The organism is Methanobrevibacter sp. (genome assembly GCF_045636185.1).
GTDB lineage: Archaea > Methanobacteriota > Methanobacteria > Methanobacteriales > Methanobacteriaceae > Methanocatella.
The window spans coordinates 1-23,378 of record NZ_JAZTXC010000014.1; the positions used below are offsets into that span (position 1 = coordinate 1).

27 protein-coding genes, 2 tRNA genes and 1 pseudogene are annotated in these 23,378 nt (G+C 32.1%); 18 read left to right on the forward strand and 12 right to left on the reverse strand.

What is annotated here, in order from left to right; genetic code table 11:
- A pseudogene (locus ACKI3Q_RS00915) lies at positions 1 to 254 on the forward strand (transposase); the annotation flags it as partial.
- Between the two features lie 43 nt (positions 255 to 297).
- Here ACKI3Q_RS00915 and hmdC read toward each other — a convergent pair.
- Positions 298 to 1,797, reverse strand: a complete 1,500-nt coding sequence (gene hmdC / locus ACKI3Q_RS00920) for a 5,10-methenyltetrahydromethanopterin hydrogenase cofactor biosynthesis protein HmdC (RefSeq protein WP_407413390.1) — start codon at positions 1,795 to 1,797, stop codon at positions 298 to 300.
- Positions 1,798 to 2,237: 440 nt separating this feature from the next.
- On the opposite strand from hmdC, the gene hmd reads away from it, so the two are divergent.
- From hmd to ACKI3Q_RS00955, 7 genes are all read left to right on the forward strand, one after another.
- Positions 2,238 to 3,251 (forward strand): 5,10-methenyltetrahydromethanopterin hydrogenase, encoded by a 1,014-nt coding sequence (hmd, locus tag ACKI3Q_RS00925; protein ID WP_407413464.1) that lies wholly within the window; start codon positions 2,238 to 2,240, stop codon positions 3,249 to 3,251.
- Between the two features lie 124 nt (positions 3,252 to 3,375).
- Positions 3,376 to 4,374: a 5,10-methenyltetrahydromethanopterin hydrogenase cofactor biosynthesis protein HmdB gene (hmdB, locus tag ACKI3Q_RS00930; RefSeq protein ID WP_407413392.1), complete on the forward strand. Its 999-nt coding sequence runs from the start codon at positions 3,376 to 3,378 to the stop codon at positions 4,372 to 4,374.
- Between the two features lie 24 nt (positions 4,375 to 4,398).
- Positions 4,399 to 4,878, forward strand: a complete 480-nt coding sequence (locus ACKI3Q_RS00935) for a DUF3236 domain-containing protein (protein ID WP_407413394.1) — start codon at positions 4,399 to 4,401, stop codon at positions 4,876 to 4,878.
- Positions 4,879 to 5,664, forward strand: coding sequence for an SAM-dependent methyltransferase HcgC family protein (locus tag ACKI3Q_RS00940; protein ID WP_407413396.1), 786 nt, complete (start codon positions 4,879 to 4,881; stop codon positions 5,662 to 5,664).
- A complete protein-coding gene (locus tag ACKI3Q_RS00945; protein WP_407413398.1) occupies positions 5,665 to 6,372 on the forward strand; it encodes a Nif3-like dinuclear metal center hexameric protein in 708 nt (235 codons plus the stop codon). It abuts the gene before it with no gap.
- Complete coding sequence (locus tag ACKI3Q_RS00950) at positions 6,362 to 7,015, forward strand: hypothetical protein (RefSeq protein ID WP_407413400.1); 654 nt, start codon at positions 6,362 to 6,364, stop codon at positions 7,013 to 7,015. The genes ACKI3Q_RS00945 and ACKI3Q_RS00950 overlap by 11 nt, the downstream gene beginning before the upstream one ends.
- The gene (locus ACKI3Q_RS00955; RefSeq protein ID WP_407413402.1) at positions 7,008 to 7,568 is read left to right on the forward strand and encodes a UPF0254 family protein; all 561 of its coding nucleotides are present in this window, start codon (positions 7,008 to 7,010) and stop codon (positions 7,566 to 7,568) included. The genes ACKI3Q_RS00950 and ACKI3Q_RS00955 overlap by 8 nt, the downstream gene beginning before the upstream one ends.
- An 8-nt stretch (positions 7,569 to 7,576) precedes the next feature.
- Here the strand turns inward: ACKI3Q_RS00955 and ACKI3Q_RS00960 are convergent.
- Both ACKI3Q_RS00960 and ACKI3Q_RS00965 read right to left on the reverse strand, forming a co-directional pair.
- Positions 7,577 to 7,649 (reverse strand) — tRNA-Thr (locus tag ACKI3Q_RS00960).
- A gap of 39 nt (positions 7,650 to 7,688) precedes the next feature.
- Positions 7,689 to 7,771 (reverse strand) — tRNA-Leu (locus tag ACKI3Q_RS00965).
- Positions 7,772 to 7,950: 179 nt separating this feature from the next.
- Between ACKI3Q_RS00965 and ACKI3Q_RS00970 the strand changes: the two genes are divergently transcribed.
- From ACKI3Q_RS00970 to ACKI3Q_RS01000, 7 genes are all read left to right on the forward strand, one after another.
- On the forward strand, positions 7,951 to 8,118 hold the full coding sequence (locus ACKI3Q_RS00970; RefSeq protein ID WP_058738535.1) for a 4Fe-4S dicluster domain-containing protein: 168 nt from the start codon (positions 7,951 to 7,953) through the stop codon (positions 8,116 to 8,118).
- 6 nt (positions 8,119 to 8,124) lie between these two features.
- On the forward strand, positions 8,125 to 8,901 hold the full coding sequence (locus tag ACKI3Q_RS00975) for an adhesin (protein ID WP_407413404.1): 777 nt from the start codon (positions 8,125 to 8,127) through the stop codon (positions 8,899 to 8,901).
- A gap of 12 nt (positions 8,902 to 8,913) precedes the next feature.
- Positions 8,914 to 10,194, forward strand: coding sequence for an oligosaccharide repeat unit polymerase family protein (locus tag ACKI3Q_RS00980; RefSeq protein WP_407413406.1), 1,281 nt, complete (start codon positions 8,914 to 8,916; stop codon positions 10,192 to 10,194).
- 252 nt (positions 10,195 to 10,446) lie between these two features.
- The gene (cbiM, locus tag ACKI3Q_RS00985; protein WP_407413408.1) at positions 10,447 to 11,091 is read left to right on the forward strand and encodes a cobalt transporter CbiM; all 645 of its coding nucleotides are present in this window, start codon (positions 10,447 to 10,449) and stop codon (positions 11,089 to 11,091) included.
- Position 11,092: 1 nt separating this feature from the next.
- A complete protein-coding gene (locus ACKI3Q_RS00990; RefSeq protein ID WP_407413410.1) occupies positions 11,093 to 11,380 on the forward strand; it encodes a PDGLE domain-containing protein in 288 nt (95 codons plus the stop codon).
- Between the two features lie 78 nt (positions 11,381 to 11,458).
- Complete coding sequence (cbiQ, locus tag ACKI3Q_RS00995) at positions 11,459 to 12,289, forward strand: cobalt ECF transporter T component CbiQ (RefSeq protein WP_407413412.1); 831 nt, start codon at positions 11,459 to 11,461, stop codon at positions 12,287 to 12,289.
- 13 nt (positions 12,290 to 12,302) lie between these two features.
- A complete protein-coding gene (locus ACKI3Q_RS01000) occupies positions 12,303 to 13,142 on the forward strand; it encodes an energy-coupling factor ABC transporter ATP-binding protein (protein ID WP_407413414.1) in 840 nt (279 codons plus the stop codon).
- Here the strand turns inward: ACKI3Q_RS01000 and ACKI3Q_RS01005 are convergent.
- The 3 genes from ACKI3Q_RS01005 to feoB all read right to left on the reverse strand — a co-directional run bounded on the left by ACKI3Q_RS01005 (position 13,139) and on the right by feoB (position 15,774).
- The gene (locus ACKI3Q_RS01005) at positions 13,139 to 13,339 is read right to left on the reverse strand and encodes a hypothetical protein (protein ID WP_407413416.1); all 201 of its coding nucleotides are present in this window, start codon (positions 13,337 to 13,339) and stop codon (positions 13,139 to 13,141) included. The two genes, ACKI3Q_RS01000 and ACKI3Q_RS01005, sit on opposite strands and share 4 nt — an antisense overlap.
- A gap of 48 nt (positions 13,340 to 13,387) precedes the next feature.
- Positions 13,388 to 13,615: a ferrous iron transport protein A gene (locus tag ACKI3Q_RS01010; protein WP_407413418.1), complete on the reverse strand. Its 228-nt coding sequence runs from the start codon at positions 13,613 to 13,615 to the stop codon at positions 13,388 to 13,390.
- Between the two features lie 140 nt (positions 13,616 to 13,755).
- Complete coding sequence (gene feoB, locus ACKI3Q_RS01015; protein WP_407413420.1) at positions 13,756 to 15,774, reverse strand: ferrous iron transport protein B; 2,019 nt, start codon at positions 15,772 to 15,774, stop codon at positions 13,756 to 13,758.
- A gap of 913 nt (positions 15,775 to 16,687) precedes the next feature.
- Between feoB and ACKI3Q_RS01020 the strand changes: the two genes are divergently transcribed.
- The gene (locus tag ACKI3Q_RS01020) at positions 16,688 to 17,407 is read left to right on the forward strand and encodes a DUF4012 domain-containing protein (protein ID WP_407413422.1); all 720 of its coding nucleotides are present in this window, start codon (positions 16,688 to 16,690) and stop codon (positions 17,405 to 17,407) included.
- Positions 17,408 to 17,438: 31 nt separating this feature from the next.
- Here the strand turns inward: ACKI3Q_RS01020 and ACKI3Q_RS01025 are convergent, their stop codons facing one another.
- A complete protein-coding gene (locus tag ACKI3Q_RS01025) occupies positions 17,439 to 18,017 on the reverse strand; it encodes a type II secretion system F family protein (RefSeq protein WP_407413424.1) in 579 nt (192 codons plus the stop codon).
- Between the two features lie 16 nt (positions 18,018 to 18,033).
- Here ACKI3Q_RS01025 and ACKI3Q_RS01030 point away from each other — a divergent pair, with 16 nt between their 5' ends.
- The gene (locus tag ACKI3Q_RS01030) at positions 18,034 to 18,252 is read left to right on the forward strand and encodes a hypothetical protein (protein WP_407413426.1); all 219 of its coding nucleotides are present in this window, start codon (positions 18,034 to 18,036) and stop codon (positions 18,250 to 18,252) included.
- 75 nt (positions 18,253 to 18,327) lie between these two features.
- Here the strand turns inward: ACKI3Q_RS01030 and ACKI3Q_RS01035 are convergent, their stop codons facing one another.
- On the reverse strand, positions 18,328 to 19,761 hold the full coding sequence (locus ACKI3Q_RS01035) for a CpaF family protein (protein WP_407413428.1): 1,434 nt from the start codon (positions 19,759 to 19,761) through the stop codon (positions 18,328 to 18,330).
- 109 nt (positions 19,762 to 19,870) lie between these two features.
- Between ACKI3Q_RS01035 and ACKI3Q_RS01040 the strand changes: the two genes are divergently transcribed.
- The gene (locus tag ACKI3Q_RS01040; RefSeq protein WP_407413430.1) at positions 19,871 to 20,809 is read left to right on the forward strand and encodes a methyltransferase; all 939 of its coding nucleotides are present in this window, start codon (positions 19,871 to 19,873) and stop codon (positions 20,807 to 20,809) included.
- On the opposite strand, the gene ACKI3Q_RS01045 is transcribed toward ACKI3Q_RS01040, so the two are convergent.
- From ACKI3Q_RS01045 to ACKI3Q_RS01060, 4 genes are all read right to left on the reverse strand, one after another.
- Positions 20,806 to 22,059: a tripartite tricarboxylate transporter permease gene (locus ACKI3Q_RS01045; protein WP_407413432.1), complete on the reverse strand. Its 1,254-nt coding sequence runs from the start codon at positions 22,057 to 22,059 to the stop codon at positions 20,806 to 20,808. The genes ACKI3Q_RS01040 and ACKI3Q_RS01045 overlap by 4 nt on opposite strands.
- A 310-nt stretch (positions 22,060 to 22,369) precedes the next feature.
- Positions 22,370 to 22,831: a MarR family winged helix-turn-helix transcriptional regulator gene (locus ACKI3Q_RS01050; protein ID WP_407413434.1), complete on the reverse strand. Its 462-nt coding sequence runs from the start codon at positions 22,829 to 22,831 to the stop codon at positions 22,370 to 22,372.
- Positions 22,832 to 22,927: 96 nt separating this feature from the next.
- Entirely contained in the window at positions 22,928 to 23,197 is a 270-nt protein-coding gene (locus ACKI3Q_RS01055; RefSeq protein ID WP_407413436.1) for an elongation factor 1-beta, read from the reverse strand.
- Positions 23,198 to 23,215: 18 nt separating this feature from the next.
- Positions 23,216 to 23,377: a zinc finger domain-containing protein gene (locus tag ACKI3Q_RS01060; RefSeq protein ID WP_292782670.1), complete on the reverse strand. Its 162-nt coding sequence runs from the start codon at positions 23,375 to 23,377 to the stop codon at positions 23,216 to 23,218.
- Position 23,378: the final 1 nt, after the last annotated feature.

The following is a 23,378-nucleotide window of genomic DNA, read 5'->3' on the forward strand; positions in this document are numbered from 1 at the left end:
ATTTACAAAATTACAGAGCAATACCAGTAGTATTAAAAGATTTCATAAGAAAACACATCATCAATCACTTCCACAGATATGTACAACACTTAGATGATGAAAATATTGAGAAAACATCAAACAAAGTCGAAAATTACTACAGACAAACTAATCCAGAAATAATAAAGAAATTATACAAGACTAAAAATGGAATTCTAACATTTTTAGACTATCAAATGAAAAATTGGACTGAAAAACATCTAAAAATAAAATAGGCCTATAAAATTTTACAGACTCCTAAAAATGAAAAATAAAGAATTATATTATAGTTAAAGCATTTGGCACTTTTTTAAGCACATTTTCCTTAACCGGAATCATTGTTGATGAAGCAATGGAAAAGTCAGCAGAATCAGCTGCTTTTTTATCATCAGTTTCACCGATAATTGTAGCATCCAAAGCATCCTGCAAGTTTGTTACAGTGTTATCCAATACCCATTTATCGACATCAGAAATTATTATCTCATCAACATGCTTATCCAATTCATTAGCCAGTACCCAGGAAATAAACCTGCCCCCATGTAATGCAACAGTATTTCCCTGTGCAAGATTGACAATTTCATCCAATGTATGTTTTAACTGGATATTTTTATACATATTAGAACTGACAAGCGTGGCCCAGTGTGCATCACCAACAGCATATGATCCAATTTTTCTTGGATAAATGTAATCCGGTCCTGCAATTTTCACTGCTGTAGCCAAAGCGATTAAATCATGCTTTTGAACAGGCAATCCCCTATTAGGGAATTCTTCATTAATAATTTGAATAACTCTCGGAAGACCAAATTTACCTCTTCTTGCAGTTCCAGGTTCAAATCCACACATATATCCATGATGATTTTTAGGAAACCCTGTAATTACCATATTTAATCCTGTTCTTAAACCTGCACGAACCTCATGTTCATAAGCACCATTGGTTGCAACAACCTTTCCCGGAGATAATATTCTGGCTGCGGCAATGGTTTTAGCAAAAGCTTCTGTGGTATTTTCACATCTATTGAATGGACCTCCTTCAACAACAATAACATCAGCACCAATTTCAATTGATTTTTCAAAACCTGTGATGACCTCATCATAACCATCACCAACAAACATGATTGATTCCAAACCCTTACCGTGTTCTTTGGCTAAATTAGCTATATCAATAGCTTCTTTTAAAGGAGCTGCATGACCATCACCTGTTTGTTCAGAGGTTACATTAACAGCAACAGAAGAAGATAATCTAACCCATTCTTCCTTATCTGATTTTTGTTCCAATTCCTTTTCTATCAATCTTTCATGTATTCTTCCACGAGGACACTCTGTGAATGCAGGACCTTTATTATAACATTCCCCGCCACAGCCACTAATATTTTTAGGAAGTCTCATTGCACCATTTTCACCAAAATGATCAAGGTCAAGAGGAACATCAACGACATCGTGAACCATTTGCATTACTTCAATTCCACGCATTCCAAATTTTTCGGCAATATCTGAAAATGCATATGCACAAATATGAATCGGAGCACCAATCATATCCGCTAATCGGCAATTCCCAATCAAATCCATTAGCTCCAAATCAGAAGCACAAGTTCCTGCAACGATTTCCGTTAAGTCACAACCTAAAGGAAATCTTTTAAACTGCATTCCCAATTTCATTGTTTCATCAAGAGATAACTCGGAAATTGCATCAACAACTGCAGTAACATCTTTACTTTCCATTTTTGATATCTCTATCGCCGCATCATCCTCATTAACTGCTTTTTTTATTAAATCATACATGGAATAAACTCCTCTCAATATCTATTGTTAAATTATATTTCAGTGAAATATTAAATAAAAACTTTTCGTTTTTAGGCATACCCAAAACTAATTTTAATCATATATTAAAAAAAATAAAGTAATACTTTTACTAACATATTGATAAAAAAAGTAATACTGTTATTACTAAATAAATAAAGCATATAAAAAGTAGTATTACTAAATTGAAGCCCTATGTAAAGATTTAAATAGTAAGAAGAATTTAATAAAAATTATTACTACATGTATAACTACCTAACTGAAATATGTCTAACAAATCGATAAGAGTAACAATGTAGTAACTATCCTTCCAAATGAAATAATTTATTTGGAAGGAAAAAATTTATAATGGAGACAAAAAAATGGTTCTTTCTAAATTAAAAGAAAAATTAGAAGGACGTAAAGAAAAAGGAGACAAAAAAATGAAAGTAGCAATTTTAGGTGCAGGATGTTACAGAACTCATGCTGCAAGTGGAATTACAAACTTTGCAAGAGCTTGTGAAGTTGCAGAAGCAACCGGAAAAGAAAACATTTCAATGACCCACTCCACAATCGAAATGGGTGCAGAATTATTAGAATTAGCTGGTGTTGACGAAGTTGTTGTAGCTGACCCAGTATTTGACGGCGAATTCACTGTAGTAGACGACTTTGATTACGCAGAAGTTATTGCAGCTCACAAAGCAGGTAACCCTGAAGAAGTAATGCCTGCAATCAGAGCAAAAGTTAATGAATTAGCTGAAACCGTGCCTAAACCAGCAAAAGGTGCTATCCACTTTACTCACCCAGAAGACTTAGGTATGAAATGTACTACCGACGATTCAGAAGCAGTTGCTGATGCTGACTGGGTTATGACCTGGTTACCTGAAGGAGGTATGCAACCTGACATCATCAAAAACTTCGCTGATGATATTAAAGAAGGTGCAATCGTAACTCACGCATGTACTATTCCAACTACTGGATTAAACAAAATTTTCGAAGACTTAGGAACCAATGTTAACGTAGCTTCCTACCACCCAGGTGCTGTACCTGAAATGAAAGGACAAGTATACATTGCAGAAGGATTTGCTGACCAAGCTTCCATTGACACCTTATTAGAATTAGGTCAAAAAGCAAGAGGATCTGCATTTACATTACCTGCTAACATGGTTGGTCCTGTATGTGATATGTGTTCCGCTGTAACTGCAATTACCTACGCAGGTATCTTAGCTTACAGAGACACCGTTACCCAAATTTTAGGTGCTCCTGCAGGATTTGCACAAATGATGGCTAACGAAGCTTTAACCCAAGTAACCGCATTAATGCAAGACGAAGGTATCGATAAAATGGACGATGCTTTAAACCCTGCTGCATTATTAGGTACTGCTGACTCAATGAACTTCGGTTCATTAGCTGAAATTGTTCCTACTGTATTAGATTACTTAGGTAAAGACGAATAGATACAATAAGTTTAATTGTTGGTTAAAACCAACAATTTTAACTTATTTTTTAATAATTGAGCCAATTAGTTATTAAAAAATAAGTTAATACTTTTTATAAATTATTTATAAGAGATGAATGTTGATGATTGACGAAATATTAAACAAAGCAAAGCAAGGAAAAGAATTAACGGATGATGAATTTTTAGAATTGTTAAATATCGATGACGAAAAAGAATTAGAAAAATTATTCAAAGTAGCTTGCGATATAAGAGATAGTCAATCAAAACTAATTAAATTAACATCAACAGTGCATCTTACAAATAAATGCCTAATTCAACCTAGATGTGAATACTGTGGATTTGCAGAAGAAACATCTTCAACAGGTTATTACAATGCATTTTATAAATCCAATGAAGAGATATTAACTGCTGTTAAATCCATTCAAGAAGCACATATTCCTCGCGTTAGTTGCTCTGGAGGATATGGTTTTAAAGGAAAACAAGCAGTTAATGCCTGTAAAATTGTAAAAGAAAACTCCAATTTAGAGATTCTGGTTAATGTAGGTGGAGATTTAACTGAAAAATCCGTGAATGATTTAGCCAACTTGGGAGTAGATACAATATGTTGTAATTTGGAGACTATAAATGAAGACGTATTTTATCAAAGAAAACCTGGAGACTCACTAGATCAAAGAATATTAACATGCAAAAGAGTGAGTGATATCGGAGTAGGATTATCCTCAGGTTTACTTTTAGGGCTTGGTGAAAGTAAAGAAGATAGGATTAAACATCTACGTTATCTATCTAATTTTAAAACATTGGAAGAAATACCAATAATGGGATTTAATCCGTATCCAGACACACCAATGGCAGATTATCCGCCATTTCCACTGATAGAACAATTAAAGATGGTAGCTATTACACGCATAATGTATCCTGAAATTACGATTACAATGCCAACCCCAACTGTCGGACCGGAAAATGTGGAATTTTCACTTAGAGCCGGCGCTAATAATTTGGCTACTGTCATTGCTGATAATTACCCCCATGAAGTTAAGGGAGTGGGTTCTCCAAATTATGGCAATTACAATGAAGTGGTTAATGTTATTGAAAAATTAGATTTGATACCTCAAACTATTTAATCCCTATTTTTAAAATATGATATTATGGCATTTGAAAATATGATTAAAAACGCATTTGAAGAATCTGAAAATGACCGCAGATTTGGAGATACGCTTGAAGAAATAAGTGAAATTCAAGATTATATAAAAAATGCTCAAAAAATATATGTTCCAAATAAAAACGGCATTAAAGTCGATGTTCTGAATCAAGTTTTAAGAGAATATGACTTGCCTCAAGCTAAAATACTTCAAATTAATACCAATACTGCAGATACAAGCAGAATACCTGCCCTTGCAAAAGCTTATATGGCACTTGACCAAAGCGATGGTGATTTGATTATTGCAAGAGGCAGACTGGGAATTCCTGGATCAGGTTCACTTTTAATATTTATTGACAATAAAGGAAGAATATTAACCTGCGGAACTTCACCTTCACACGCAATTCATCAAAAATCCATTGAAGCTGCGGTATATGATGAGGCATGTGAAGCCCTTGAAAAAATTGGATTTGAAAAAGTGATTTAGATGGATATTGATACTGGAATTACATCAGAAGTTTTAACCATTAAATCTGAAATCCGATTGATAGATATTTTTAATGAGATTATAAATAAAAAATCTCAGGCATGTTTTGATTATATTGAAAGTTTAAACTTGACTTCAGATGAAAAAATAATAGTTATCGGCACATATTTTACAGGTGTTGGAATCGTTAAAAAATTAAGCGAAAAATACACCGACATCACACTGATTGATATCTATCCCCATTTAGAAGAATTATTATATACTTCCATTGGCGGAGAGTTGAAAAATCAAATAAAATTCTCATCTGATTTAGATTTAATATATGATGGAAACATTGTTATTGACACGACAGGTTTTGGCGGCATCAATGCTGAGCAATCATCAAAATTTGACGTGAAGGCATTTTTAATAGAAGACCCAGTAGCTGAAGACAATGACACATTATTAAAGAATAAAAACAATATTCGCGATAGGTTAAATGCTGTTAAATCACCAAATAAAGCAATTTTAAAAACCAAAGGCATTAATACAAAAACTTCAGGAACAATGACATTAACAATAGGCATCCTAACAAATTCATTAAATAAAATCCTAGAAAAGGAAGGTGTTCTATACAGTGCCTGTGAAATGGGCTTTTTTGAAGAGGTCATATTTAAAGAAAAAAATATCGATAAATTTATTGATTTAATAAACAACAAAGCCATAAAAATATCAACCATTAATAAATTTAGCCCAGATGATATTGTATTAACTGAATTAAATAAAATTGAATCAAAAATGATTTAAATGAAACTTAGTGAAATTATCGAATTTTTAAATAAAGAGGTCCCTCAGGATTTAGCTTTAAGTGATGATAATATTGGTTTAATGGGACATTATGATTTAACCGAAGAAATCTCTTCAATAAAAATATTTATGGATTTATATCCTCAAGATGACAATTATGAAAGCAATACATTAATCATTACGCACCATCCTCCATTATTTATCCCAAAAACTCCAACTTTTACAATACATTCAAATTGGGATATTATTAAAGGTGGTGCAAATGAAGCGCTTGCAGATTGTTTAAATTTAAAAGTTATTGAATCTTTCGATAAAAATACAGATATTGGGAGAATATGTGACGCTAATTTATCATACAAAGATTTAAAGAAAAATATATTGAATAAGTTCAATGAATTCACAATTGTAAATAAACCAAATGAAGACAAGATAATTAAAAAAATCGCCATTATCTCAGGATTCGGTTTGAAAAATCCAGAGTACATAAAATTAGCCAAAAAAAGTAATTTAGACATGATAATTTCCGGAGATGTGATACAGGAAACTGCAATTATGGCAATAAATTTAGATTTGACATTGATTGACCTGGGCCATCACAATAGCGAGGTTCCCGGTCTAGAGCATTTAAAAAACATTATTGGTAAATTAGATGTTAATTGTGAAATAATTAATAAACTCCCTATGGAGAGTGAGAGAAATGAACATTGATGAAATACAAAAAATGGAAGATAAAAGAGTACCAAAAGGAAAAATTGATCTTATCGGATGCGGAAGATTAGGTTTAAGAATAGCCATTAATTTAATGCAGGTACATAGAGGAGGACCAAAAACTATCGGTGCCTTTGATGGGCAGAAAATCTCCGGAGGAGATGTTATATTTACACTTCTTGGAGCTGAAATTGGAGAGGCCAAACCGGATTTCATAAAAAGATTATGTACACATGATGAAGATTTTAGAAACATTGAAAGCCATACAGAATACATTACCCAAGAAAATATTGATTTAATAGATGGAGATGTGGTAATTATAGTCATTGCCGGCGGAAATACAATATCAACTGCAGCAGAAATCATAAAACACGCACATCAAAGAGGTGCAAAAACTATTGGAACAGCAGGAATATTTGGTTTTGGCAATGAGAATATTGAAATTAAAGATATCTCTGAATATGAGAATGATAATCCTGCAATTGAAGAATTGAGGGCTCAAGGAATTACTGAAAATCATTTAATATTGACAACAAATAAATTAATTAGAGATATGGAACCTGTAACACCATATACCTTAGATGAAGTTGCAAAACTCATAACAATGAATGCATTAAAACTATTGAAAGATCAAAATGATTAAAATAGCTACTGCGGAGTGTTTTACTCACGGAAAAATAGGTTTGGAACTGCATGCTCTTGCTCAAAATTATAAAGACAATTTTGGAAACGAATATATCAAAAATCCTAAAAAATATGGTGATTTTGATTATAATGAGTTAAGCGTCATATGCAGTTTATTCATACCAACAATCGATGCGGTAAAAGACATATTAAATGTAAAAAGTCCTCCAAAGCCAAATTATCTTATTAAAGGAATTAAGGTTTATGATGAATCCGGAGATAAAAAAACCAGCAAAATTATGGCAAAAGCAGTTATGAATCTTACCGATTGCGATATTGCAATCGGAACAACTGCCGGAATAGGCCATGGAGCCATTACAATTATCACCCCAGAATATGAAATAACAACGATTACTGATGTCTATAGTGATTTGAGAGAAAATAACAGTGAAGAATTATTCCAAAGGTCACAATCAGGAATTGAAAAAACATTAGAAATAATACTGCTAATTTTAAATAAGAATTTTGAAAAAATAAATTCTTTAGAAAATATTGAAATTATAAAAAAATAGTTTTAATAAGCCTTAGGGGGGATTCGAACCCCCGACTTCTACCTTACCAAGGTAGCGCTCTACCACCTGAGCCACTAAGGCATAATCGAGAATATTAAAAAACTTTTTAAAAAAATCTAGTGCAGGGGAAGGGATTCGAACCCTCGAAGGCCTACACCAGAGGATCTTAAGTCCTCCCCCTTTGGCCGCTCGGGCACCCCTGCATACACTATAATTTTTTGTTTTAATAATATATAAATGTTTGGTTTTGATAGGATATATATCACTATTTGTAATAAACAAGAATAAAAATACTATTTAAATAATATGAAAATTAAATATAAAAAATAAGTTATATGAAATTATTTTATAAAGACTAATTAAATCGTGGTGTATCACATTGATGATTATTGATATGGAAGAATGTGGGATATGTGAAGATTGCATTGATGTCTGTATGGAAGAAGCAATAACAAAAAAAGCATATAAAGTAATTATTGACCCAGACAAATGCGATTCATGTGGTGAATGTGTTGATGTTTGCCCTGTTGGGGCCATCTATGAAGAATGATCAAATATGAAAAAAAGATTTACATTAGTTGATTATGCAATTATAATTTTAGTAATATGTGCAATTGCATTTGCATTTATTCACATTTCAAATGATGATAAAAGCGTCAATGAAGTAACCTCATATGACTCATCAACATTGAATAAGGTTGGTGAAAAATATTTGGGTTATTACAGGCAAGGATATATCGTAAACACAACAATGCATGGTTATAATTCAACCAATGGAGAACCAGTCACATTACACGGGAACATAAAATGGCTGGATGATGAAAGAGGAAGTTATGTAAAGGCTCTTGTTACATGCAACGGTACTGATTACCTTGCAGGACTTTATAATCAAGTCCCTAATGCAGAGATTTATATTGACACTATGACTTTAGAGATAAATGGGGACAAATATCCTAATTTAGTTGAAATTAAAACAAATCCGAAAAATATTACTTCACTTAATGATTTAATTTCAGGAATTCCAAATAATGCCAAATATGAAATTTCAACAACAATCACTTTGAATTCCCTTGAAAGCAGCAAACTCCAAGAAATTACTAATACACTATATCACAATAATGGAAGAATTTCGATTAAAGGTTCAAACTCAGGACTCACTGACCAAATAACTATTGTTAGAGGAACCAATAGTGAATTAACACAAATGAATCAAATTTTAGGCAACTTCAGTGGAATAACAAATGAAATAACCATCAGAATTTATAACTGTAGTGATAATGACATTAACACAATCCAAAATAATTTTAATGTCACAAATATCCAAAAATATTAAGTTGTGTGATTTATGAGTTTCATTTATTCAAAATTAACATCCATTTTAAATATAATAAATGACGAATTCCATAAATCCTTTTTATTTTCAACGATATTTTCAATTATAGCATTTATAGAAAAAGAATGGGTTAACAGCTTTTTTAAAGGATTATATCCCAGTGAAAATTTTTTAGGATTTTTAAAGAAAAATTACATATTAAGAAATCATATTTTTAATCCGCTAATCGTGCTGGTTGTCTTCGCTGCATTTTTATCTCTGTCCCTGAGTTCTGTCTCTTTTAGTTTAATCGAAACATTAATCATTGCATTTTTATTCTTCTTTATTGGTGCGGCGGTTTTGCCCAGATTTTTTTTAAATGATATGAAAAACGTTTTGGTTTTTAAAAGAAGGGATATTTATTCAATCGGATTTTGTTTAATATTGGTGAGTATTGGATTTTTCTTTATCAGCATCGCTTCTGTTGGCGGAATTCCTATTTTAAAACCGTCAATTAGATATTTATTAAAACCTGCTTTTACTATGCCAGTATTTTTAATAATACCTGGAACATGCATTTTAGCTAGTGTTTATTTAAAAGATTTCCAAGACAAAATAATAACCCGTTCACAAGTTAGATTCAGATTCCTTTTACTGCTCATTATTGATGTTGTACTTTTATTAACTTTAGGCTATAGGACACCACTACTTGCAGCATTACTATTGCTGATTATCATAGCATATTATGGAAATATAATAGCAGTTTGGGAAGTTGTACTTGGAGCATTGATTGGTGTAGGTGCAATAATTGGAATTGGTTATTTCAGATCAGTTAAAGAGTTGACAATCAGCAGTGCAATAGATCCTTTCTATACATTAAAAAGTAGGGCCGAATTTACACTCCATGTTCTGAATTTGCTTGACATTGCCGGAGGGAATTTCGGTGTGACCCATGGTCAAATACTTGCAAGCTCAATACCTGGAAGTGAACTTGGACCTAGAATGATGGTAGGTAAGTTAATTGCCTGGAGAACAGAAGTAACTGTCACCCCAACACTTATAGGACAAATGGTAGCCGATTTTGGAAAAGTGGGCGTCGCTGTTGGGATGTGTCTTTTAGGTTTTATTTTGGGTATCGGATTTAAGATAATGAGAAAAACAAAAGACTATTTTTATATTGGACTTTACAGTTTATTATTAACTTATTCAATTTTAGGTGTCGAAACCGGAATACTGGATATTCAGGTTTTATTTTATTTTGCAGTAGCTATTTTTATTTACTTTACAATAATCTTAAAATCCATTCTTAATTAGTAATAAAAATTTAGAAAAAGTTATGTCGCCAGTATTACAAAAGTAATACTAAATCCAAAAAAATAAGGTGAAAAGTATTACTTTAATAATCTTTATATAAGAAAAAAAGAAAAAATTTTTAATATCAAGAATATATAAGGATAATTCATTTTTAAATTGAATTTTAATCTCAAATACTTGATAAATATACAAAATAAGTAATACTTTCATACATTTTAAAAGTATTACTTTTAATAAGGGAGGAAAAAATAAATGCATATACCTGATGGATTTATCCCATTTTGGCAATGTATAATCTACTACATCATATTAATAGTAGCATTGTATTTTGCTAGTAAATGGGCAAGAGAAAACCTTGATGAAAAACGTATCCCTCTACTTGCAGTTCTTGCAGCAGGTATTTTTGCTATAATGTCTATGAATATGCCAATTCCATTTGGAACAAGTGGACACATGGTTGGTGGAGCATTAGTAGCAATTATATTCTGTGCCCCTGAAGCAGCGATACTCGTATTTACCGTCGTATTAATTATCCAAGCTTTAGTCTTTGGAGACGGTGGAATTACTGTATTAGGAGCTAATGTATTGAACATGGCAATTATCGGAGGATTTACCGGACTATATACATTCAAAGCATTAAAAGACAAAATCGGAATTTACGCATCTGCAGGAATAGGTGCATGGTTAGCAACCGTACTTGCAGCACTTGCATGTGCAATTGAAATGGCAATAGCTGGAACCTTCCCAATAAATGTTGGAGTTCCATCAATGGTGTTATACCACGTATTCATTGGAATAATTGAAGCTGTATTGACCGTTATTGTCCTAATGGCTTTAAACAAATTCAGACCTGATCTTTTGGTTTGGAACAAAAATAAAATTGAAGGAGGAGAATAAAATGGATAACCGTGATAAAACATTAATAATAGTTGCAATAGTTATTTGTGTCATAATCTGTTGTCTAGCTCCTTTTATTGCATCAGGAGATCCTGATGGATTAGAAAAATCTGCAGAAGATGCTAAAGTACCTGAAGAGAAAGCAACTGTAGCAGTTGAACCCCCATTCCCAGATTACACATTTGAACCTCTTGAATCCCTTGGTGAAGTAGGCGTACTTATTTTAGGTGTGCTGCTGACACTATTATGTGGATGGGGAGTTGCCGAAATCGTAAAAAGAAGAAGTTAAATTTTAACTTCTATCTTTTTATACTATTTTTTATATAATAATTATTACAATAATAATAAAATTTTTTAGAGAAATATTATGGCTGATATTACAAAGGCACTCAATTTAGATGAACTGGCATCAAAAGATAGTCCGATTCATAATTTAGATGGAAGAATTAAATTAATATCTACAATATTCATTATTGTAGTTGCTGCTTTTTCAAATAACATATTTATACCGATTATTTTAGAAATATTTTTATTGATTGTTCTTAAAATTGCCAAATTATCATATGTTGATTCATTTAAAAGATTGGGATTATTACTTCCTTTTGGAGGAGCAATCATAATCTTTCAACCGTTCATACATCCAGGAAATGTTTTATGGTCCTATTCATGGATTACAGTAACCGACACCGGATTGAACTGGGCAATATTATTAATTACTAGGATGATTACTTCCCTAACATCCATCGTAATATTATCTTCCACAAGCCCGATGCAGCAGATTGTTGCTTCATTCAGAAGATTGAAGATGCCAAAAGACCTTGCTATGATTTTAAGTATAATGGTTAGATTCTTATTTGTGTTCATTGATGAACTTGCAGCAATCAGAAAATCCCAGAAATCAAGAAACTTCCATATCCACTCCAAATTAACCCCATATAAATGGAGAGTCAAACAGGTTGGATATGCTATTGCTATGATGTTTGTCAAATCATATGAACAGGGAGAGCGAGTTTATAAAAGTATGATCAGTCGTGGATTTTCAGATGAATCCGACTTATTTAATGAAAAGACTTCACTTGAAAAATCCGACTACATATACATTATCACGATAATAGTATTAGTAATAATTTTAGAAATAATTATAATCAAATATTCAAATGATTTAGGATTCTTCGGAAGGAATTTATCTATAAATTAATGAGGGGAAATAAATGAGTGACATACATCTATCGACAAAAAATTTAAGTTATACATACCCTGATGGGACCCATGCATTGAAAAATGTGAATATGGATATTTTAAAAGGACAGAAAGTCGCAATAATGGGGCCAAATGGTGCTGGAAAATCAACATTATTTTCTCATTTTAATGGATTGACAGAACCTACATCAGGCCATATTGAACTTGATGGGAAAACTATGAAATATGATAAAAACACACTTTTAGAGGTTAGACAAAAAGTTGGAATCGTATTTCAGGATCCAAATGATCAATTGTTTGCACCAACAGTAAAAGAAGATGTTGCATTCGGCCCAATGAATTTAGGATTAAGTTACGAAGAAGTAGAAAAACGTGTTAGTGAAGCCTTGGAATTAGTTGGAATGGAAAAGTATAGGGATAAGACACCACACCATCTAAGCGGAGGCCAACAAAAAAGAGTAGCTATTGCTGGAATAATAGCTATGAGGCCTGAAATTATGATACTTGATGAACCGACAGCAGGATTAGACCCTGAAGGTGTTGATAAAGTATTGGATATCCTAAATGATTTAAACGAAGATGGCATGAGCATTGTAATATCATCACACGATATAGAAATGGTAAACGGATTCGCCGAAAAAATCTTTGTATTGAATGAAGGAGAAATTCTTGCAAGCGGAGACAAGCACAACATATTTTCCAACAAAGAACTGCTAAAAACAGCTCACTTGAAAGCACCGATAGCAACAGAAATATTATATCAACTAAAAGACAACGGATTTGATGTCGATACGACTAAAATTAGTATAAATGAAGTAGTTGATGAAATAATAAAAATGAAAAAAAATTAATTAATGGATTTTTTTCTCTTTAACCTGTCTTTAAGTTTTGTTATAAACTCAAATTCATCCTCAAAATCAGGATGATTACCAAATCCACAATTAGGACAGTGAACTTGATTACAGTTATCATGTTTTCCACAGCTTGTACAACCACGGTTTTCTAATTCGTTTTCATCAAATTCAAAACCGCACATTCTACATATCATAGATAACACCCAAAAAAAGTTTTAAAAAAATAAATGAAAAAATTGAAGCTATTCTACTTCAATATTTTCAGCTTCTTCCTTACGAAGACAAATATCATATCCTTTTACACTCATTTCAATAGGATCGCCTAAAGTAGCTACTTTTTTAACAGTGATTTTAGCGCCTTTAACAAAACCCATACCTAATAAGTGTCTTCTCAATTCAATATCTCCGGTTTTATGATATTTAACAAGAGTTACGGTTTCCCCCGGTTTTGTATCTTTTAATGTTTTCATCACATCACCAAAATTATAAAAAAATTTTTAGGTATACTAAACTTTGTATCAAGCATTATATAAATATTTAGTTTAACCAAAAAATATAATGATAGTTAGATTAATCCAAATATCATATACAATACCTTACAGTTCAACGGCTATCCGAAACCTGCTAATCCTCCTATTTGGAAAATCAGGAATGAAACAATATATGCAGTTACAAGAGTAATAGCACACATAGTCAACGGCCATTTATAACTGTTTGTTTCCTGTTTGATTGCACCCAAAGTTGCGAAACATGGTGTGTATAATAAAGTAAATGCCATGAATGAGAATGCAGATAATGGAGTGAAAGTATCATGTATCAATGAAGTAATACCCTCTTCATCATCTTCTTCCATACCTGCCAATGTACCGAAGGTTGAAACAACAACCTCTTTAGCAGTTAAACCTGCAAGAATTGCTACTGCAGCTTGCCAGGTTCCAAATCCTAAAGGAGCGAAAATAGGAGCAATAACATTACCAATCATACCTAAAACACTTCCAGCAGATCCATATTTTACACCTAATGGGAATATGCTTAAAGCCCATAATACAATTGAACAGGCAAGAATAATAGTACCTGCTTTTCTTAAGAATCCCTTTACTTTTTCCCAGGTGTGTAATAAAACACCTTTTATTGAAGGTATTTTATATGTTGGAAGTTCCATAACAAATGGAGTTGATAAACCTTTAAATAAAGTTCTTTTAAGGATAGCTGCAACAATAAGTGCAACAATAATACCCAATACATAAATTGCGAGCAATACAGTACCTTTGTGTTGAGCAAAGAAAGCTGCAACAAATATACCATAAATTGGCAATCTTGCCGTACAGGACATAAACGGTACAAGCATCATTGCAAGCATACGGTCCCCCTCGTTTTCCATGGTTCTGGTTGCCATGATTGCAGGTACGCCACAACCGAATCCTAAAATCATAGGGATGAAAGCTTTACCATGCAGACCAACAATTTTATGCATAACTTTATCCAATGTAAATGCTGCTCTTGCCAAGTAACCGCAATCTTCCAAAATACTTAAGAACAAGAACATTAGAATAATAATCGGTAAGAAAACAAGAACTCCACCTACTCCACCAATGATAGCATCACAGATGAATGAGGCGAGATATTCATTAGCAATAAACCCACTAACCCATTCAGCAAGCCAAATGAAACCTGTGTCAATGGCTTCTTGGAAAGGGCCACTAATTGTAAACGTTAACTGAAACATTACCCACATTATACCAATAAAAATAAAAGGGGCTAAAAATCTGTTTGTAACAATCTTATCTATTTTATCCGTCATAGTTTCTTTTTCAACATCAGGTTTTTTAACAGCCTCAGCCATTAAACCACTAATATAAGCGTACCTTGCATTTGCAATTACCTCTTCCGAACCTTCATCGTAAATGTCAGCAAGATGTTTTGCAACTTTGTCAACTTCCCTCATGATTTTGGAACTCATGTCAGATTGTTGAACTTTTTGTATAACAATTGAATCTTTTTCTAATAATTTAATTGCAGTCCATACAGAAGGAACATCACATAAATCATTATCTTGTTCAATGAGGACTTGTAAATCAGATAAATGTTCTTTTAACTCATCCCCATATGATAACTTAAGACTTGAATCTATAGGATTTGCAGAAACTCTTTCCACAGTAGTTAACAATTCTTCAAAACCCTCTTTATTTTTTGCATTAACTTCAACAACAGGAAATCCAAGCAATACACTCATTAATTCAATGTCAATGATGTGATCCTTTTTCTTTGCAAAATCATTCATGTTAAGTGCCATAACAAGATTAGCACCCAATTCCATCATTTGGACTGTTAAGTACAGATTACGTTCTAAATTAGCCGCATCAACTACATTAATAATTGCATCAGAGTCATCATCCACAATGAAATCTCTTGATACGATTTCTTCCATAGTATGTGCACTCAATGCATAATTACCAGGTAAATCAACAACATCGTATTTATAGTCCCCATGTATAAAATTACCTTCCGCCCTTTCAACAGTTTTTCCGGGCCAATTTCCTACATGCTGACGCATACCAGTTAATTGATTAAATACTGTAGTTTTACCCACATTCGGGTTTCCAGCTAATCCAACAATTAATTCATTCATTAACCATTTCTCCCCACATGTTTAAATTTATAGAGAAAGAATATTAAGAATTTAATCTTAATAACATCTCCCCAATTAAAAAATCATTTTAGTTTAGTTTCAACCAATATAAAAATTTCAAAGTTAGGTTAACCTAAACATAATAAGAATTTTATTTTTTGTTCTATATAAATGTTTAGGCATACCAAATTTTTATAATTATTATGTTATAGAAGCTTTTTCTAATTTTTTTAACTTTAATTTATATAAAAACCAATTTTTATTTTTATATTTTTTAATTTAAGGAATTTTAGCCTTTATTTTACTTCCCCAAAATGTAAGTGGTAACTTGCATACAAAAAATCAGCGCTACATAATCAAAAAATGATCAGTGAATATTATAAAAAATTTAGGCATACCTAAAAAAAATAAAAAGATTTATATATGATAAATGAAAAATTATGAAATAGTGATAAGAATTAGGTAAATATCTAATTTAATATTACTATATATGTTGTTAGTTAAAAACAATATACTACACTCCGATTTGTTAGATTAGTCCACAATAATCTAATTTAATAAAATACATATAACTACTCTCTTGAAATTAAATATGTTCATCATATTTAATTTCACATATTCAATTTATGTGATTTGAATGTCAAAAACAAAAAATTGCTGTGAATCCGCAGATAAAGAAAAAAATACCCTAAAGAGAATATTGAAAAAAATTTGGACATTTTTCTTTGGATGTAATTGCCATTAAACCTATCATATATCTACTTTTTTTATTTAATATACTATTGAACAATAGGACTTATTTTAAAAAACTTTAACTTTTCCAGTTTAAATAAGAAAAGACTTAATTCCACAAAAAAGTTAAATAATAATGAAAAAAAGATAAAATAATAATTAATAATAAGCTGGTATTCATATGGACCGGAAGAAAAAAATAATAGTTGCAATATTAATTGTCTTTATAATAGGAATAATTACTTTAATTGTGGGTGCTATTTATATTAATACCACTGGAGGAGATTTGGCTTCCGGAAACGGTAATATTTTAGTTTGTGCAATTGATGAAAGTGAATCAAGACCTGGAATGGGTGCAGTAGACATGGCATTCATTGTTACACTAAGAAACGGTAAAATTATAAACTATACTGCTATATATCCTGGAGGAATGACCCACCCTAATGCAAGTGAACCTGCAGAAGCACAAGCACAGGGAGCAGGACCTAAACTATTGCTTCATGATTCATTTTGGGATAGCAACAATGAAAAATCAATGAAACTTGCAAAGGAAATAGTAGAATACCAAACACAAATCCCAATAGATGCAGTTGTAGCAATTAACAGTAAAGGGTTGGACGGAATATTGGATGCTGCATCACCATTAAATATTAATGGAAGCAAAGTTAATGCCAGCGGTATCGATATTATCCGAGAAGAGCAGTCAAACGATGGGGTATCAAGAGGAGATGCTGTATTAGACATTGTGCGTGCAGCAGCCGAATCTGCAACAAACCCAAGTAAAAAAACTGCAATGATTAATGTTGCTTTAAGTGAATACTCTAAAGGAAATATTGTAATGACTCCACAAGGATCATTTGTTGGGTTATTAGCAACCGAAGGTATTGAAAATATACTGTGAGAAAAAACCTAATTTAATAGATTATTATCTATTAAATTTCAGGTTCTAATTTTTTAATAAATATTCCCATGAACACCACAATCATTGGAAAAAAAGCCACATACATAATCAATATTATATTTGATGGAACAATATCGCCCATTACTGTAGAAGCAGCCATTAACATTATTAAAAGAATTACAGGAGCCAAAATAGCTGTAAATGTATAAATTAATATAAATGCATTCAATCTTTGAGAGTAATCTTTAAGTTTAACATGCATATCAAATGAAATATCATCAGCTATTACTCCCAAACTATTGGCTAAATTACCTCCTACACGAAGTGTACCTACAATTTGCTGAACAGACCTTGAAAGTCCATCAGAACCAACACGATTGGACATTTCCAAAAGTGCATTTTCAGTTGACTCACCATAACGAACCTGTTCCAAGACACGAGTCAATTCATGAGAAAATGAACCATAATGGGCATTTGCAACAGTAATTAATGTATCATGCAATCCCTTACCTGATTTTAATTCAATACCCATGTGACGTAAAGCATAAGGCAATTCCTGATTTAAATCATTGTAACTTCTTTTTTGTTTTATTTGCGGGTAGACTTTCATTAAAATATAAAACATCATGCATAGGACAATAAACATTAGAGAAATCTCTAAACCCATAAAAACAAACAAAATTAAAGAAAAACATATTAAAATAGTTATAACTTTTTTAGATAAAAAATTATTAATAAAAACATCTCTAAATCTATTAAAAAAATCATTATTTTCATTTGAGATTTGTGAAATATCAAATTCTTTATCTTCACTGCTTCTTGAGGATTTAAATGAAGAAAATTGAAAGTTAACAAAGAAATTATAAAACATCAAAATAAAATTTCCAATATTGATAAATATCTTATCGATCATCAAACCACTACCTGCTTAAAATAATCTGATTTAAAACTTTCTGAGGGTTTTTATAATACAATTCCAACATTGCCTGAACACCTTCAACTGAACGAACATCATGATTAACCATATGCTCTAAAACCAATTGGCGATTACCTATTTCCTTATATAAATCATTTAATGAATTTCCACTTAATTTAGCAATTTCAGTTAATGTTTTTGATGCGATACTCACATTTTCAATAGTATCTGTTTCCGGATTCCATTCAAAAATTTTATTTAACTGGACAGTGCCCTCTTCTATCCCAACAACCTCAGCAACTTCACTGATACGCCTATATGAAACACCATTTGGCATGTAAATCCTGTTTTGCATAACAATAAAATCAATAGCTGTAATCATTATTTCCGGAACTGACATTGGTTCATTTGTTAATCTAGTTATTGTTTCTCGTGCATCATTAGAATGAAGGGTTCCAAATCCAGAATGTCCTGTATTTAAAGCAGTGAATAATGTTATGGCCTCATTAGCACGGACTTCACCTACAATAATGCGGTCAGGCCTTTGCCTTAAAGAATTTTTAACCAAATCGTTCATCGTTAATTCTCCCCTATTTTCAGTATTTGATGGTCTTGTTTCCATTCTTATAACATGTTCATGAGGTATTTGAAGTTCCAGCGTATCTTCTATCGTTATAATCCTTTCCTTTGGATTGATTAATGCAGTCAATGCATTAAGTGTTGTTGTCTTACCCGAACTCGTCCCCCCAGATATGATTGCGTTGGCGGATTTTACACCCAATCCGTCAAAGCATAACCAGAAAAACGCTGCAAGCTCAATGGATATTGTTCCAAAATTAATCAGATCAATAATAGTTAACGGATCCTTTTTAAATTTACGAATTGTTAAAGAAGGACCATCGGCAGATACCGGAGGAATAGTAGCGTTGATTCTTGAACCATCCATTAATCTCCCGTCCAAAATTGGAGATTCCTGATCTATCCTTCTGTTAATTTGCCTTGCCATTACATCAATCAAGTCAGTTAATTCTTCCTCATCCTTAAAAACAATATTGGTTTTCATCATCCCATACTGTCTATGATATACAAAAACCGGCTTGTTTATGCCTATTATCATAATCTCTTCCAGGTCATCATCATGAATCAACGGATCGATTTGTCCATACCCAACAATATCCTGGAGCAATTTATTGGACAGGGATTCCACATATTCACTGGACATGCCTCCAGATTCAAAAGATAGCCTAGAAAATAAAAAATTTTTAATGTCGTTCAATAATTTATTTTCATTTAATTGAAAGTTTTCACCACTGGATATTGCTAAATCTACTAGATTTTCCCTTAGTTCTGCTAAAAGCATTTTTTCTTCAGGAGTATATTTTTGTTTAAACACTTCATAAGTCGGTATTAAGCTATTATTGTTATTTATGCCATTCATTGAAATCACCATTTTTTGAAATTTATCGTAAAAATAGATTAGTAATACTTATTAATAAATTTTTATTACAAGTGAAATTATAATTATAAAGTAAAGACAATATTAAAATATGACTAGAAAATGCAGTTGTGGCAAAAATTGTTATACGACTTTTGAAAATTTAGGCAAAAAAATTGAAAATTTACAGGAATGTGAAAATTGCAGGGATGTTCAAATAAAAAAATTCAGCCCATTAAAAGAATTAATTGATTTTGATGAATTGACCGGAGATTACATGAAATGTTCATGTGGCAAAAGGCCAATTGACATTGTAATGAGCCACATTCTAAAAATAATGATTGAGGAAGAAATCGTACCTGAAAAAGCTACACTAAGAAGAAACAGCCCTATACCTTTAAGTAAATTCTACTATAGCAGTTTAAATCCACAATTTATTAATGAAGACTCATTAATTTTACTGCATTCTAATTTTAACAAAAAAATAGCCTCAAAATTAATTGAAGAGGTTCCAGAAGTAAAAGGAGTGCTTAAAGGAAGTCCCCAGGATACTGTTGGACAACTTAATAAAAATAGTGAAATTAATCATTTTGAACTCCTGGAAGGCTGTGACATTCAAAGCAATGTTATGAGAACACTGATGAATGAAAAAATTATAACTAACAAAGAACAATCCAAGCACCATATTGAAGTTGCCCCAACGACCGAATCAAAACTGGTTAAGCTACATAACTACATAAAAAATAACAATATTGAAAAGGGAATTGCAGTGGATGCAATGTGCGGCAGCGGCGTGATAGGAACCTACCTGTTGAAATATGGCTTTGAAAAGGTAATATTTAATGACATATATCCTGAAGCTATTGAAAACTTAAAGGAAACTCTTGAAGTAAATAACATAAATGAAGGTTATGAAATACATAATGAAGCCTTTGAAGACTTGGAAATCGAACATGTTGATTTATGCATCATTGACGCATTTCCAAAAGATGATGCATCTGAAATAATAGAAAAAGGAGAAAAAATAGCAGATAATGTGTTGATTATCTAAATAAACATCTGCATATAGATAACAATGGCTGGAATAATCAGAACTCCCATCAGATGAGACTTGCCCAAACCCAAATAATGCGGCAGCATTCCCATTGCCGTTGATGTGATTAAAGCCAACACCATGTATCCGACAGGCGCTCCATAATAGAATATAAAAATAAACAATATCAGAATCTGAAGCAGAATGACAGCTATCGAAAGCTTTTTATAATCAACACGACCCATTAATTTGGAAAATGAATCACCTAATTTTAATGCCAAAACTAAAGAAACAGATACTGCCAAAAGAGAAGCAAAAATATAGATAATCAAATGATTTAAACTCATTTTACTAACCAGATAAGACATGTAAACTGCAATACCACTTCTAGGATTGCCGATGATATAAATTGCCATTAAAGAAAAAAGACAATCAGAAATATTTAATCCTGAGGTTGCAAGCAGAAAATTAACTGTATCATCATCCTCATTATCGCTTGCCCCACTTGCCGCCTGAGCAATAACCGTTCCTTGAGCAGGACCAAAACCCGGCAGAAATCCCAGAATGGCTCCAGTAATTCCTCCGGCAAAGATACTTTTGAACTTATTAAAGTCTATATTTAAATCATAAAAAGAATTTTGATGAGGAAGCATAGAACTATCATTTAAACTAAATAAAATGGTGCTGACACCAAACAATCCGGAAAAAGTACACATTAATGAAACTCCAGAAGATATTGGTGTTTGAAAAATCGTCCAGCCCAAAATTCCTGAAAGTACAAACAACAGCAGAGACCATAAAAAGTCCCTATGAGAACCCGTAAGGGAATATGTTAAATAAATTGAAGCGAAAAGCAAAATCATCCATGTGAACGGTTTAGAAATCTCATGCAGCATTGGCAAAAGCGCAGCAAAAATCGGAAGCATCAATATTGTAACAATAATGGCTCCAAAACCACCGACACACACAATTCTTATTACTTCCTTAGCACGGCCTTGCAGCACCATCCTATGACCCGGAAGAATTGATGTTGCCGTACCCTCTTCGGGAACACCCAAAAGCATCGACGGGACGAATTCAATTAACGCATGTGCAATTGACATTGCAACCATCAACACACAAAGAAATTCCGGACTTAAAAAAGTCAATAAAAATGCTGATGAAGCAAAAAGGATTGCTCCAGCAGTATTAACATGGATACCAGGTACCATGCCAGTTGTTGTACCCACCATTATTCCTATAAAACATGCAATCACTAATTCAAACATAACATTTAGTGAGACAAAATACTTTTTAAAGCTTGTTGAAGATAGTGATAAAAATTGTTCCGAACCAATAAGGTTTATATATAAATATACACAAAATATGCACAAGAGGTGATGTTATGATAACATGCTCAGTATGTGGCTGTTTAAACGATCCATCAAATAGGGTATGTGAAGAATGCGGTTTTGACATGATTGATGAATCAGAATTAGAATAATTATATGGTGATGACTGAATCAAGTCAAAACACCATAATTCTTATTTTTTTTTATAGAATAACCCTTTTTAAAACAGACCAATTCCTTCCAACCATCAAAAATTTTCACGATTGAAATTCAATGATTTCATAGATACTCTTGACAATAGTTTTAACAAATCTTCACGGGACATGTTCAGCTCTTCACAAATCATATTATCCCATTCAATTTCCTTTTCTTCCAACAATTTAGCTGTTTTAAGACCTTTTTCAGTTAAAGTAGTGATATATTCCCTTTTATTGTTGGGATTAATTTTGCGCTCAATCAAACCTTTCTTTTCAAAATCGCTGAATGCCCTTGATACACCGCTTCTATTCATAAAGCATGCCTTAGCAATATCTGACTGGTTAACATCAGGTTCAAAATAGAGTAACATAAACATATAATATTGAGAATATGAAATTTCAGTTTCATTATCAATGAATTTGTTTAAATAATAGTCATGTGTTTTTTTAAGTGAAATCAAATGATTTAAAACAAAAGGAGAAAGTTTTATAATATCTTCATAGTCCACCATATTATCACATTTAATAATATGATTATACTACTATTTAAATGTTGTTTTATGCAACAATTTATTGGACGAAAAATAAAAAAAGAATTTGAAAGATATTTACATTAATCTTCCAATACCAGTAATTTCAATACTAGCTACATCATCTAAACCGGAGATGAATTCTTCGGTAGATTCAGTTCCACCTTCACCATCTTCAATAGTGAAGTTTAAAATTAAAGCTACTAAACCAAATGCAATTGGTTCTTCAGAAATATTTTGGAATTCTGCATCTTCAGGCATTCCTTCTTCAATAGTTACTTTTAATGCTTCTAAGTCTACTTCAGGACTTTCAGGCATAATTTTCATAGTTGCTAATACTTCAGCCATTTTAATTCCTCCATTTATCTAAGGACCTTCAAATCCACATTCACATTTGTAAGCGTGACCAAAGGTACGACATTTTTCACATCTTGCAATTTTTGCCCCACATTCTGGACATTCGAATTCAACAAATGGACCAGTTAATGGGATTTCTTGTTTACATGAAATACATTCTACAGTTTTCATT

Bases quoted from the DNA above. Each gene is read 5' to 3' on its own strand.
- hmdC (WP_407413390.1), bottom strand. From the start codon at position 1,797: ATGTATGATTTAATAAAAAAAGCAGTTAATGAGGATGATGCGGCGATA.
- hmd (WP_407413464.1), top strand. From the start codon at position 2,238: ATGAAAGTAGCAATTTTAGGTGCAGGATGTTACAGAACTCATGCTGCA.
- hmdB (WP_407413392.1), top strand. From the start codon at position 3,376: ATGATTGACGAAATATTAAACAAAGCAAAGCAAGGAAAAGAATTAACG.
- ACKI3Q_RS00935 (WP_407413394.1), top strand. From the start codon at position 4,399: ATGGCATTTGAAAATATGATTAAAAACGCATTTGAAGAATCTGAAAAT.
- ACKI3Q_RS00940 (WP_407413396.1), top strand. From the start codon at position 4,879: ATGGATATTGATACTGGAATTACATCAGAAGTTTTAACCATTAAATCT.
- ACKI3Q_RS00945 (WP_407413398.1), top strand. From the start codon at position 5,665: ATGAAACTTAGTGAAATTATCGAATTTTTAAATAAAGAGGTCCCTCAG.
- ACKI3Q_RS00950 (WP_407413400.1), top strand. From the start codon at position 6,362: ATGAACATTGATGAAATACAAAAAATGGAAGATAAAAGAGTACCAAAA.
- ACKI3Q_RS00955 (WP_407413402.1), top strand. From the start codon at position 7,008: ATGATTAAAATAGCTACTGCGGAGTGTTTTACTCACGGAAAAATAGGT.
- ACKI3Q_RS00970 (WP_058738535.1), top strand. From the start codon at position 7,951: ATGATTATTGATATGGAAGAATGTGGGATATGTGAAGATTGCATTGAT.
- ACKI3Q_RS00975 (WP_407413404.1), top strand. From the start codon at position 8,125: ATGAAAAAAAGATTTACATTAGTTGATTATGCAATTATAATTTTAGTA.
- ACKI3Q_RS00980 (WP_407413406.1), top strand. From the start codon at position 8,914: ATGAGTTTCATTTATTCAAAATTAACATCCATTTTAAATATAATAAAT.
- cbiM (WP_407413408.1), top strand. From the start codon at position 10,447: ATGCATATACCTGATGGATTTATCCCATTTTGGCAATGTATAATCTAC.
- ACKI3Q_RS00990 (WP_407413410.1), top strand. From the start codon at position 11,093: ATGGATAACCGTGATAAAACATTAATAATAGTTGCAATAGTTATTTGT.
- cbiQ (WP_407413412.1), top strand. From the start codon at position 11,459: ATGGCTGATATTACAAAGGCACTCAATTTAGATGAACTGGCATCAAAA.
- ACKI3Q_RS01000 (WP_407413414.1), top strand. From the start codon at position 12,303: ATGAGTGACATACATCTATCGACAAAAAATTTAAGTTATACATACCCT.
- ACKI3Q_RS01005 (WP_407413416.1), bottom strand. From the start codon at position 13,339: ATGATATGTAGAATGTGCGGTTTTGAATTTGATGAAAACGAATTAGAA.
- ACKI3Q_RS01010 (WP_407413418.1), bottom strand. From the start codon at position 13,615: ATGAAAACATTAAAAGATACAAAACCGGGGGAAACCGTAACTCTTGTT.
- feoB (WP_407413420.1), bottom strand. From the start codon at position 15,774: ATGAATGAATTAATTGTTGGATTAGCTGGAAACCCGAATGTGGGTAAA.
- ACKI3Q_RS01020 (WP_407413422.1), top strand. From the start codon at position 16,688: ATGGACCGGAAGAAAAAAATAATAGTTGCAATATTAATTGTCTTTATA.
- ACKI3Q_RS01025 (WP_407413424.1), bottom strand. From the start codon at position 18,017: ATGAAAGTCTACCCGCAAATAAAACAAAAAAGAAGTTACAATGATTTA.
- ACKI3Q_RS01030 (WP_407413426.1), top strand. From the start codon at position 18,034: ATGCATAGGACAATAAACATTAGAGAAATCTCTAAACCCATAAAAACA.
- ACKI3Q_RS01035 (WP_407413428.1), bottom strand. From the start codon at position 19,761: ATGAATGGCATAAATAACAATAATAGCTTAATACCGACTTATGAAGTG.
- ACKI3Q_RS01040 (WP_407413430.1), top strand. From the start codon at position 19,871: ATGACTAGAAAATGCAGTTGTGGCAAAAATTGTTATACGACTTTTGAA.
- ACKI3Q_RS01045 (WP_407413432.1), bottom strand. From the start codon at position 22,059: ATGTTTGAATTAGTGATTGCATGTTTTATAGGAATAATGGTGGGTACA.
- ACKI3Q_RS01050 (WP_407413434.1), bottom strand. From the start codon at position 22,831: ATGGTGGACTATGAAGATATTATAAAACTTTCTCCTTTTGTTTTAAAT.
- ACKI3Q_RS01055 (WP_407413436.1), bottom strand. From the start codon at position 23,197: ATGGCTGAAGTATTAGCAACTATGAAAATTATGCCTGAAAGTCCTGAA.
- ACKI3Q_RS01060 (WP_292782670.1), bottom strand. From the start codon at position 23,377: ATGAAAACTGTAGAATGTATTTCATGTAAACAAGAAATCCCATTAACT.